The 12,235-nt window shown below is 40.6% G+C and carries 7 protein-coding genes; 5 read left to right on the forward strand and 2 right to left on the reverse strand.

Going from position 1 to position 12,235, the window contains the following annotated elements:
• Positions 1–85 precede the first annotated feature (85 nt).
• Entirely contained in the window at positions 86–3,157 is a 3,072-nt protein-coding gene (gene ppc / locus U2718_RS13350; RefSeq protein ID WP_342000290.1) for a phosphoenolpyruvate carboxylase, read from the reverse strand.
• A 102-nt stretch (positions 3,158–3,259) separates the two neighbouring features.
• Positions 3,260–3,496, reverse strand: coding sequence for a hypothetical protein (locus U2718_RS13355; RefSeq protein ID WP_342000291.1), 237 nt, complete (start codon positions 3,494–3,496; stop codon positions 3,260–3,262).
• Between the two features lie 208 nt (positions 3,497–3,704).
• Between U2718_RS13355 and U2718_RS13360 the strand changes: the two genes are divergently transcribed.
• The 5 genes from U2718_RS13360 (at position 3,705) to U2718_RS13380 (ending at position 11,911) form a co-directional block, all read left to right on the forward strand.
• Positions 3,705–6,680, forward strand: a complete 2,976-nt coding sequence (locus U2718_RS13360; RefSeq protein ID WP_342000293.1) for a DUF1574 family protein — start codon at positions 3,705–3,707, stop codon at positions 6,678–6,680.
• Positions 6,681–6,799: 119 nt separating this feature from the next.
• The gene (locus U2718_RS13365) at positions 6,800–8,302 is read left to right on the forward strand and encodes an MBOAT family protein (RefSeq protein WP_342000295.1); all 1,503 of its coding nucleotides are present in this window, start codon (positions 6,800–6,802) and stop codon (positions 8,300–8,302) included.
• A gap of 222 nt (positions 8,303–8,524) precedes the next feature.
• Positions 8,525–9,607: a photosystem II q(b) protein gene (gene psbA / locus U2718_RS13370; protein ID WP_342000297.1), complete on the forward strand. Its 1,083-nt coding sequence runs from the start codon at positions 8,525–8,527 to the stop codon at positions 9,605–9,607.
• A gap of 473 nt (positions 9,608–10,080) precedes the next feature.
• A complete protein-coding gene (psbA, locus tag U2718_RS13375; RefSeq protein ID WP_342000299.1) occupies positions 10,081–11,163 on the forward strand; it encodes a photosystem II q(b) protein in 1,083 nt (360 codons plus the stop codon).
• Positions 11,164–11,440: 277 nt separating this feature from the next.
• On the forward strand, positions 11,441–11,911 hold the full coding sequence (locus U2718_RS13380; RefSeq protein ID WP_342000302.1) for a hypothetical protein: 471 nt from the start codon (positions 11,441–11,443) through the stop codon (positions 11,909–11,911).
• The last annotated feature ends 324 nt before the right edge of the window (positions 11,912–12,235 follow it).

Here is a 12,235-nt window from a genome sequence, read left to right on the forward strand (position 1 = left end):
GCTTTGAAAACCCGCCCGTGCATTGGTTATTGGGTAGTTATTTACTACTATCTACTATCCACTGACTACTATCCACCAACAATAATCAACCTGTATTTCTCATCCCGGCAGCAATACCATTAATTGTCAACAATGCCCCACGCAGCAGTTCTCCCTTACTATATCGAGAGTGAATAACTCCAGAAGTGGGTATATTTTTTGACTGGCGCAATCGCTTGAGCAGAGCAACTTGGATAAAGCCTAGCGGTACAATTGTGCCATTGCGTAGCTGCACAGAACGCTGCAAAACAGGATCGCCATCTAAAAGTCGTTGGTGATCGGTGATTTTGAGAACTAAATCTCGTGTGAGATAGTATTCATTGGCTATTTGCTCAAATAGTCTCTTAAAACGGGGTATATCTTGCGGATTAGACAATTCTTCCACGTAGCGCCGTGCCATTTGCAAGTCTACTTTTGCTAAAGTCATTTCTGCTTTGGAAATAACCATCTTAAAGAATGGCCATTTAATGTAAAAATAACGCAGCAATTTTAGGTGTTCTTCCGGCTCTTCGTTCAAAAATTCTTGTAATGCCGTGCCAACACCATACCAAGAAGGTAGCAAAAACCGTGTTTGCGTCCAGCTAAATACCCAAGGAATTGCCCGCAAACCACTTAAATCTTTTTTACCTGATGGACGACGCGCTGGGCGAGAGCTAATTTGTAGGAGGCTAATCTCTTCTATCGGAGTCACTTGGTGGAAGAAATCAATAAAATCTGGTTCTTCGTAGATGAGAGCGCGATAATGAGTACGCGATCGCACTGCCAACTCTTCCATAATTTCATTCCAAGGTTCAATATCATCAAACCCAGTTCGCAATAAGCTAGCCTGAATTACAGCAGTGGTAATAGTTTCCAAATTGAACAGGGCTAAATCTCGTAAGGAATATTTAGAAGCTAACACTTCCCCTTGTTCGGTAATTTTGATGCGCCCGTTGATACTGTGACCAGGCTGTGCCAAAATAGCCTCATAAGCTGGGCCACCACCGCGTCCAACAGAGCCACCACGTCCGTGGAATATCCTCAAATTGACACCATAATTTTCAGCAATTTGCTGTAGTGATTTTTGGGCTTTATGAATTTCCCAGTTACTGCTTAAAAAGCCAGAGTCTTTATTACTATCAGAATACCCCAGCATTACTTCTTGCAAATTGGGAGTCAGAGTAGATTTAGACGCACAGAAAGATTCATTCTTCCTGTCACCTGTCCCCTGTCCCCTGTCCCCTTCAATTGCTGCGTATCCACCTGCCAGTAAAGCCCGATATAAAGGCAATTCAAACAACTGCCGCATGACGCTACGCGATCGCTGCAAGTCTTCTACTGTTTCAAATAGGGGTACTACTTGAATGGTGCCAACAGCAGTACCAGGATCGTAAAGCCCTGCTTCTTTGGCTAAAAGCAATACTTCTAGCACATCACTGACTTGGCGGCACATACTGATAATGTAAGTTTTGCAGATGTCGCCACCAAATTCTTGTTGGAGCGATCGCACTACTCGCAAGGTTTCAATAACATCGTTAGTCTTTGCTGAAAATGGTAATTGTGCTGGAATTAAAGGACGGCGAGTTTGGAGTTCGCTCACCAACCAAGCAACTCTTTCTTCCTCGCTCAATTCGTCGTAAGGCTGCTTTAAAACACCTAAATACTCCAAAATTTCATTTAAAGCATCGGAATGGCGCGAGGATTCTTGACGAATATCTAAACAAGTCAAGTTAAAACCAAAAATTTCTACCTGACAAATCAAATTTTCTAGTTCGCGACAAGTTAATCCTGTTTCATTTAAATTACGTTCAATGAGGCGTAATTCTGCTAAAAATTCATCTCCAGAGCGATATATCGGCGTGTTATCGTTTTTGATTATTTCCCGTTTTGAGAGAGCTAAATTGCGATCGCGAGTATTTTCTAAACGTTTCAATACATATGACATTTTCAGCCGATACGGTTCTTGGCGATAACGCAATGCCAACTCGTCATATACTTCACTCAGCTGCGATTGCTCTATCTCTAAAGATTCCAGTAAATCTGGCAGAACATCACTCCAGTGTAGCGACACGCTTAATAAATTAATCAAGCGTTTAATTGATTGAATATACCTTTCTAAAACAATATTGCGCTGATAGCAAGCTGTCTGCCAGGTGATTTCTGGTGTTACCGATGGGTTGCCATCTCTGTCTGCCCCTACCCAAGAACCAAATTTGCAAAAGTTCTTCCTCGGTGGTTCCAGCCAAGGAAAAGTGCTAGCTAAAGAGCGCTGTAAATGCTTGTATAGTTGGGGAATAGTCTCAAACAAAACTTCTTGGAAGTAGTGCAAAGCATAGTCTACTTCATCTAGTACTGAAGGTTTAAACTGGTGCAACTCATCAGTTCGCCACCACAAACGTATTTCTTCTATTAATTGTTCCCGAATTTCTGTTGCTTCCCAAGAACCAGAATTACCAACACGCTTTTCAACTACATCTAGCTGTTGTAGTAGTTTGACTACTCGTCTTTGTTTGTCGCGAATTGTGTGACGGACGATTTCTGTTGGGTGAGCGGTAAACACCAGTTGTACATCTAACTGTGCAATTAGGCGTTGAATTTGTTGAGGTGGTACGTTTAGCTGATATAAATGGGGAAACAAGGCAGCAAAAGTGCCTTTGCGTTTACCACTCAAGTCCGCTTGCCAACTTTTTGTTAGCAAATCTGCTCCTAGTCCGTTGTTGAGAGGTTTTTCTTCTGTATGAGAAACTGGTGAAGCAGCAATATTTGGTAGAGTTTCCTGAGTTCCTGGTTCTTTTCCTTCCTCATAACGATTCATTTGCTGCCGTTGTTCGTAATCCTGCTCTATGATATTGATCAGCTGAAAATACAAAGCAAAAGCACGAGCCGCTCGAATGGCTTCGTTAATGTTCAGCTGCTCAATCAATTTAAATACAGAGGAAGCTTGATCGTTAGTTGCTTGTCCTTCTGGCGAACACAAGTCGCGTAATTGCCGCAACAGATCTACCATTTTTTGGCCACATTCCTGCCGAAGAACGGACTCCCATAATTCCTCTACTATTTGTAGACGATGGCGTAAAAATAAATCGGAGGCAGGGTAGACATTCACATCCTGAGAGAAAAAGTATAAAAGGGAACTCATATCCTCTGTTCTGTTAAAGCTAGTTATTTTTATGATTTCAGGTTTTGGACTCTACAGTCATGGAGTTTGCCACGATCATTTTCAGAAAAAATAGTATAATAACTAACTTTCGTTTTCTAGCTTGTTTTCTGGAAAGTCAAGGATGGGTAAGCGATCGCCACGAAATATTTCTTCAGTGGCTTCTCCGATCGCTTGTAAAGTTTGTGCGGTGGCTTTCTCCGCTAACAGCAACATGAGAACAGACGTCGTACCAACTTGTAAGAGGAAAGATTGGGGAATGGAAAACAAAACTAAATTGAGATCGGAATTTGTTGAAGATTTAGAGTTAAAAGATGACATAGGTTATTCTCTGTGGTGTGAGGATGAATGGAGACGGGCAAAATTCGACAAATGGCGGACTTGCAAGCTAAAACTGTGCTTTGCTCGATTGGTAAATTTATAATGCAGAAAAAATGTTAAAAAACTTCATATCGTGATGATTCTCATGGTTCTAGTTTACAAGTCAAGATACTATCCCCAATACTAGCTCCTGCATACTCAACTTCCCATGAAAACAGCATTACCACCGAGCCAACAAACACTAATACAATGGGTAAGCCAAGCAACAGGAATTAACACTTTAGGAGTGAAAATTCGGTTGCGGGGAAACGATCTATACATCCTTTGTGAAAGTCAAGAATGCCCCCGGCGTTGGCGTACTCTGTCTGATTTGCTGCACGCACTACAGCATACAAATTTGGATGTTTTGACAAGTAGCGAACAACCCTCAATATACCAAGTTTTCGTCTACGGTCGAAAGAAGGGTGAAACCAAGCCGCAATGGTGCCATCAAGTTTTCTTAAATCAATTGGAGCGGCACTTGGAACAGGTAGAACAAGCCTTACTCCAAGATGCAGAAAAATCCTCTCACACTGGTGGAGCGCTGGTTCTCTCTAACGAAAGCTTGGCGCGTCAAGGCAATCCAGATGCGATCGCTCGCTATTTAAGCGAAACACTAAGTTCTTTGGGTGTGGCGGTAGAAGTTAAAGTCAAGCAGCAACAGGGAACTCCACAAAATCCGATCGCTCAAAATCGATTGTGGATATATTGCCAGTCTAGTTATGTCCCCGATCCTTCATTAATTGCCGAGCCAGTGGCGCGGAAATTGCGTAATCTGAAGCTTTCTGGTTATGAAGATGCAGTTATTGCCACAACAGTAGCAGGTGAAACAGGCTTTGGTTGGGTGCTGCGGGTAGATCTCACTCCAACCGAAGTAATGCTGAAAGAATGGGCGCGTTGGGGAGATGTACAGGCGATCGCCCGCTTAGTCAACGAGAAATTATCTGAGTTCAATCTCAAGGTGGGGATAACTCTCAAAGAATCTACACTACATATGTTTTGCAGCCCCGCTGCTTTGGAGCCAGCAACATTCCAAATACCGGAAAAAGCCCTGTGCTTAAGAGTGATCATGTCTCAGTTGGAAGTTATTGCTCCCCAAGGTATTGTTGCAGCTACTATATACGGACACACACACGCTGATAAGCAACCAGCTTGGATAGATTGGCAAACTTTGCCTGCCTCAGAACATCAAGCTTTAGCAACGTCAGTAATGGAATTAGCGGCTGGAGGCGATCAACCTGCTCTTGTTTTCTTACTAGAGCGAATGCTTAATCCGGATCTAGATCTTCGCCTCAAAACAGGTGGGACTCGTGTTCTGTTGGTAAGCAAAGGCGATTTGTTACATATTATGTGCGATGCACCAGTTTGCCCTGCACGCAAAAGAGTGGCAGAAAAAGTTACTCAATTTGTATCGCAATTGAATATTCCTGGTTTAGCAGGAGTACGTGTCTATGGTCGTCGTGCAGGTAACAAGGAACCTTTATGGCATTATGGCGTCGATTTTGTCAACCGTCAACGTTTAGTACCAGAAGCTACTCCAGAATTCGCCGCTACCGCTGCTTACGTTGGCGATCTGATTCCATCTGAAGATAGCGAGTCTGTGCTGCGCCCTGATTTGACTAGACAAGAAGTACAAAGTATTTTTGCGGAAGTTGCTTGTTATTGGGGTACAAAACTTAGACAATGGCTTTTGGCAACACAGCTATTGACTGAAACCAACCAGCCACAAGAGCAAGCAGCAGACGAACACGCCAACTATCGAGTAGCGATTGTTTGGGGTACTTTGGGATTACTGTTGACTTTGCAGTCAGATTGGATATTAGCTCAGATTGTTTTGAACTCTACACCTCCAACACCGACAACTGTTAGCACTCCAGCTCCAACAGCTGTAGCTAATTCTCTAGAAAACAACGAAAGTACAATCTTTTTTGCCAATACATCAAAAGAAAAATCTCCCGGCAAGCAAACTGAGGTATTCAATGCTTCTGGATTCACGAGTATAGAAGATACCAAACCAAGAGAAAAAGCAACTGCAACTGCAATTTTGCTGGCAGCGCGATCACAGTTTCCCAGTTTTAACGCTCGGCAATTAGATGAGCAGCTAGCACTTTACAGGCAGCGACTTATGAAGGCTGGCAAACCGCCTGATGTATTAATTCTCGGCTCCTCGCGCGCGCTGAGGGGAATAGATCCCTCAGCGCTTTCTAAAGCCCTAACTACTCATGGATATCCTCACGTTGAGGTGTTTAACTTTGGTATAAATGGAGCCACAGCACAAGTTGTAGATTTTGTCTTACGCCGAGTTTTAGAGCCATCAGAACTACCAAAACTGATTATTTGGGCAGATGGTGCGCGTGCCTTTAATAGTGGTAGAGAGGATATAACCTTTAATGCGATCGCAGCATCTCCAGGTTACCAAAAAGTCTTGCAAAAAGAATTAGTAACCCAAAATTCTAATGATTATCTCAGCAGTTCTCAGTCTACACAAATAGAGCAGACAGTAAAAACAAAAACTCAACTAGAGAATAATTATAAATCTTTAGATAAACTTTTAAATCAAACTTTATCTTCTATTTCTAGAACACATCAACAACGCGAAGAACTCAAAAAACTACTCAATAAAAAGTTGAAAGCTGTACCATTTATGCAAGAAAGCTCGGCAAAAGTTAGTACAAATAATACAACTTTAGATACTGAGCAGTATTTGGTTGAGCAAGCAGTTGATTTTGATGGTTTTTTACCATTATCTATTCGTTTTAATCCATCCACATATTATCAAAAACATCCTAAAGTTACTGGTAACTATGATAATGACTATACTGCTTTTAAATTAGAAGGTAAGCAAGAAATTGCCTTACAAGCAGTACTGCGATTCACCGAATCTCAAAAAATTAATTTAGTCTTTGTGAATATGCCACTAACAGCAGAATACTTAGATCCTATTCGTCAGCAATATGAGCAGGAATTTCAACAATATATGCTAACTTTAGCCGAACGTTCAAACTTAATTTACCGTGATTTTAGAGTTCTTTGGCCAACAGCGAATGACTATTTTTCTGATCCTAGTCATCTCAATCGTTACGGTGCATACGAAGTCTCGCAAAAACTTGCTATTGATCCGATGATTCCTTGGCCTGCAAAATAGGTCAATCTTAGTACAAGTTCAGATAGCAAATGGAAGGACAAAGAGACACAGGGACAAGGGGAATAGTAACTACTAACTACTAACTACTAACCAATGACTAATAACTGATGATTAACTAAATGAATTTCATATCAATTTTATACGGAATTTTCTTGCTAGTAGTACTTGCATTCTATTGGTCTGTAGCAAAGCAGAGATTGCGTTTATGGATACTCTTAATAGCCAGTATTGCATTTTATGCAACTCTACAGCTTCAGTACATTCCCTTGTTGCTAGTACTAATTTTTATTAACTTTCGGATAGGAATAGCAATCGGGCAAAACCAATTACCAGAGCAACATTCTTTAAATGAGGATATTACTGACGAAGAATCTAGATTTGCACAAGCTGATTGGAACAGCAAAAGTGTAAAACTATTATACCTGGGCGTGAGCATTAATATTTTGCTTTTGCTAGGTTTTAAATATTTATCCCCATTATTAAACTTTATCGGCAATAACAACTCAACAAATTTACCATTTGCATATTCCAAAATTATTGCACCTTTAGGAATTTCATTTTTTGTATTTGAGTGTATTGCTTATTTAGTAGATGTTTATCGGGGAGCACCTGCTACCTATCAATTTATTAAATTTGCAGCCTATAAATTTTTCTTTGCTAAATTAATTTCTGGCCCAATTACTCGGTTTCATAATTTAGCAAATCAATTTAGTAACTTGCGATCGCTTACTGCCGAAAACCTATCAGAAGCCTTATGGTTGATTGCTATTGGAGCAGCGAAAAAAGGTTTAATAGCAGATCATATAGGTATCTATGTAGATTTATGCTTTGGTAATTTACAACGGGCGAGTAGTGCTGATTTATGGTTAGCAACATTTGCTTATGGTTTTCAGTTATATCTCGATTTCAGTGGTTACGTAGATATCGCCCGTGGTACTGCTCTACTGTTTGGTTTAGTTTTACCAGAAAATTTTGATTTCCCTTACTTCAGTACTAGTATTGCTGAGTTTTGGCGACGTTGGCATATGACACTAGGAGACTGGCTGCGTAACTACCTCTACTTTCCGTTAGGCGGTTCTCGTAAAGGTTTAGATCGTACCTGTTTAAATTTGATGATTGTAATGATTATTGCGGGTATTTGGCATGGAGCAGCCTTGGGATTTTTAGTTTGGGGTGCATACCACGGTTTGGCTTTAGTAGTGCATAGACTTACTGATGCCCTTAGCGATAGCTTTGAGGAGCTAGAAAGTTTCTGGCAACAGCCTTTAGGTATTTTTATCAGTTGGTTACTGACGCAACTGATGGTTTTTACTTCTTGGATTTGGTTCCGCCTACCAAATTTGCAAGACTCATCTTTGGTATTTCAGCGGTTATGGGGTTATCGGGGTGATGCTCAATTTGCTCAAAAGGTTTATGTAGAAGCACTGAACATCAGTCAATATCAGTTAACTATACTTTTGCTATCTCTAACTACTTTTATGACTGTAGTTTACTTTTTCAATCGTCAACTGAAACTACAACTTAATTGGTATATAAAACTTTTGTTTGTAATTCCTTGTTTCTACGCCGTTTGGGTATTAGCTCCCGAAGGAAGCCTGCCATATATCTACTTTGATTTCTAACTATCCACTTAACTCTAAATAAATCTAAATAAAACTATAATTTTTTGTAACATTACTAAATATATTTCCATTTATTTTAACAAAAGTTAATATTATGAATTAAATAATATTTTTAGTGAGTAAATACTTGCACAAAATAAAAATTTGTGTAAACCTTTTTAATATAGGTAGAAATTACATCTGCCTAATTCATTGTCAAGAATTTATTGCACTTATAAAATAATGACCACAACCCTACAAAGACGCACAAGCGCCAACGCATGGGAGCGGTTTTGTGAGTGGATCACCAGCACGGACAACCGTTTATACATCGGTTGGTTCGGCGTGTTGATGATCCCAACCCTGTTAGCCGCTACAACTTGCTTCATCATCGCCTTCATCGCCGCACCCCCCGTAGACATCGATGGCATCCGTGAACCAGTAGCAGGTTCCTTGATGTACGGAAACAACATCATCTCTGGTGCAGTAGTACCTTCTTCCAACGCCATTGGTTTGCACTTCTACCCAATCTGGGAAGCAGCATCCTTAGATGAATGGCTCTACAACGGTGGCCCTTACCAATTGGTAATTTTCCACTTCTTGATCGGTTGCTTCTGCTACCTCGGTCGTCAGTGGGAATTGTCCTACCGCTTAGGTATGCGCCCCTGGATTTGTGTAGCTTACTCTGCTCCATTGGCATCTGCAACCGCAGTTTTCTTGATCTACCCCTTAGGTCAAGGTTCCTTCTCTGACGGAATGCCTTTGGGAATCAGTGGAACCTTCAACTTCATGTTGGTGTTCCAAGCCGAGCACAACATCCTCATGCACCCCTTCCACCAACTCGGTGTCGCAGGTGTCTTCGGCGGTAGCTTGTTCTGTGCAATGCATGGAAGTTTGGTAACCTCTTCTCTGGTACGTGAAACCACCGAAACCGAATCTCAAAACTACGGTTACAAGTTCGGTCAAGAAGAAGAAACCTACAACATCGTTGCTGCTCACGGTTACTTCGGTCGCTTGATTTTCCAATACGCTTCTTTCAACAACAGCCGCTCGTTGCACTTCTTCTTGGCAGCTTGGCCGGTTGTATGTATCTGGTTCACTGCTCTGGGCATCAGCACGATGGCGTTCAACCTGAATGGTTTCAACTTCAACCAGTCTGTGATTGATTCTCAAGGTCGTGTCATCAACACCTGGGCTGACATCATCAACCGCGCTAACTTGGGTATGGAAGTGATGCACGAGCGTAATGCTCACAACTTCCCTCTCGACTTGGCTAGTAGCGAAGCTGCTCCTGTTGCTCTCAGCGCTCCTGCTATCAACGGTTAATATTTCTTAATAGATGTGAGATTTCACGTCTAGGTAAAAAATAAAAAGCGTCCTCAAAAAAGAGGGCGCTTTTTTATATTAGGTGAACAATAATTCAATATATAAGCTACTTTTGCTTGTTGTATATCACCTCAACAGCCTAAAACAAATTAATGTAAATAAGTATTGATCATAAACAGAGTATTCGTATCATAAATTAACAAAATAATATTGAAAAATATAAAAAATTTATGTAAAAACTGAATTTAAGAGCCGGGAAAATTTCCCTCTAATTTAACCGTCTCCCTGGGGAAGGTTAGTAAGATTTTTGTTTTTTTATTTGGTGTGAGGCAACTGACAACAGATTCAAAGTTTGAATCTGAACGTTCCGGCGATGGGGAGAAGGTTTTTGGTAAAAATCCATGAAAACAGTGAATTTCTCAATTTTTGCTAATTGAGAAACTTGCGTTCAACAGTTTATAAACAAAACAGCCATGACCACAATTTTAAGAAGAGGCGAAAGAGAGAGCCTGTGGGATCGGTTCTGTGAATGGATTACCAGCACCAATAACAGACTTTATATCGGCTGGTTCGGCGTTTTGATGATCCCAACGCTGTTAACAGCTACCATCTGTTTCATCATTGCCTTTATTGCTGCACCGCCAGTCGATATTGACGGCATCCGCGAACCAGTTTCTGGTTCTTTGTTATACGGCAATAACATCATCACAGGTGCTATTGTTCCAACATCCAATGCTATTGGATTGCACTTTTACCCGATTTGGGAAGCAGCTTCCCTTGATGAATGGCTCTATAATGGCGGGCCTTATGAATTAATTGTTTTCCATTTTCTCATTGGTATCTTCTGTTGGTTGGGACGGCAATGGGAGTTAAGCTATCGCCTGGGTATGCGTCCTTGGATTTGTGTAGCTTACTCTGCTCCTGTAGCAGCAGCAACTTCTGTTTTCCTAATTTATCCAATTGGGCAAGGTAGTTTTTCTGACGGAATGCCTCTCGGTATTAGCGGCACATTCAACTTTATGCTTGTGTTCCAAGCCGAGCATAACATCTTGATGCATCCCTTCCATCAACTGGGTGTAGCAGGTGTATTTGGTGGTAGCTTGTTCTGCGCGATGCACGGTTCTTTGGTAACTTCTTCGCTTGTACGGGAAACAACTGAAACCGAATCTCAAAACTACGGTTACAAGTTCGGACAAGAACAGGAAACATACAGTATCGTGGCTGCTCACGGCTACTTTGGACGATTAATTTGGCAATATGCCAGCTTTAATAACTCTCGTTCCTTACACTTCTTCTTGGCAGCTTGGCCTGTAGTATGTATTTGGTTCACGGCATTAGGCATCAGTACTATGGCGTTCAACCTGAATGGGTTTAACTTTAACCAATCAATTCTTGACTCTCAAGGACATGTAGTGAATACATGGGCAGATGTATTGAACCGTGCCAACTTAGGTATAGAAGTAATGCATGAGCGCAATGCTCACAACTTCCCGCTAGACTTAGCAGCTGGTGAAGCTGTACCTGTGGCGATGAGCGCTCCTGTAATCAATGGTTAATTACTGATGTGTAGAGCAATGGCTTTCTAATTTCTCTGCATATTTTGGAGATATAAAGAGCGTTCTCAATCTTGAGAGCGCTTTTTATTAAGTTAATAGTAAAGTAACTATTTTGGTGAGATTGAAAAAGTCAAATGTATGGGAAAATAAGGTTTTTGACGTATACGCTCACACTTTAGATCAATAAATTTAAACTGATTAATTTGCTGATTTGAGTCTGGGCAGTATCAGTTCTATATGCTACATTCATGGCGAAATTATCCAAAAAATGAAAGCTATGAATTCAGAACTGACTACACTTGTCGCTCAGGAAGTATTTATTTGCCATCAAAAAGAGCAACACAAATATTTATCTCCTGATTGCTTGTCAAAGCATATATTATCTATTTTTGAGAGTTTAAAGATTGCATATAACTCTAAAAATGCTGTTGAAATAGAGCGTATATTCTCTGATTATTATTTGGGTTCTTTTTATTCCCTGAAAAATAAAACTGCTTTAATTAACTTTTTTCAAGAAACTTTTCGCTCACTACCAATAGGTGTAAGTTTGGACTTAACCATTAATATCTATCAAATTATCGAAGATAACACAGAAGTTTGTCGAGCAATCATTGATTTTTCTAGTAAGCTTAAGTTATTTATGATGCCTTTTCAAACATTTGATTCTGAACGAGTTTATATCGAATTACATCCAGAAATCTCTCATGGTATATGGAAAATTACGAAAATTGACACTACTAAAGACTAAAATTAGTTCTCTATACCATCTGTAATACACATTTTTCTTCGCAAAGCGTATAGATTGAGAACCAATCTTCACTTCAAAATCTATCAAGGATGATGGTGAGTTATTCAGCATGATTACAAACTCCCATGTCAAGAAAAAGGGCATGGGATGTCGGGTGTAAGGATAATTAGTGTTTGCTCTGTAGACGCAACAGCGGCAACAGTCGGTACCCTCCACCGACTTAAAGCCTAGCAGTTCATCTAATTAAATCCTCCCCAAAGGGCAAGCAATGCAAAGAATTGTACTCTAGCATGGAAAAGTTGCTTACAAATTCTTAAGTTGATG

It is taken from the genome of Chlorogloeopsis sp. ULAP02, assembly GCF_038404745.2.
In the GTDB taxonomy this organism is placed as follows: Bacteria; Cyanobacteriota; Cyanobacteriia; order Cyanobacteriales; family Nostocaceae; genus Chlorogloeopsis.

Coding starts and splice junctions, on each gene's coding strand:
- ppc (WP_342000290.1), bottom strand. CDS start 3,157: ATGAGTTCCCTTTTATACTTTTTCTCTCAGGATGTGAATGTCTACCCT.
- U2718_RS13355 (WP_342000291.1), bottom strand. CDS start 3,496: ATGTCATCTTTTAACTCTAAATCTTCAACAAATTCCGATCTCAATTTA.
- U2718_RS13360 (WP_342000293.1), top strand. CDS start 3,705: ATGAAAACAGCATTACCACCGAGCCAACAAACACTAATACAATGGGTA.
- U2718_RS13365 (WP_342000295.1), top strand. CDS start 6,800: ATGAATTTCATATCAATTTTATACGGAATTTTCTTGCTAGTAGTACTT.
- psbA (WP_342000297.1), top strand. CDS start 8,525: ATGACCACAACCCTACAAAGACGCACAAGCGCCAACGCATGGGAGCGG.
- psbA (WP_342000299.1), top strand. CDS start 10,081: ATGACCACAATTTTAAGAAGAGGCGAAAGAGAGAGCCTGTGGGATCGG.
- U2718_RS13380 (WP_342000302.1), top strand. CDS start 11,441: ATGAATTCAGAACTGACTACACTTGTCGCTCAGGAAGTATTTATTTGC.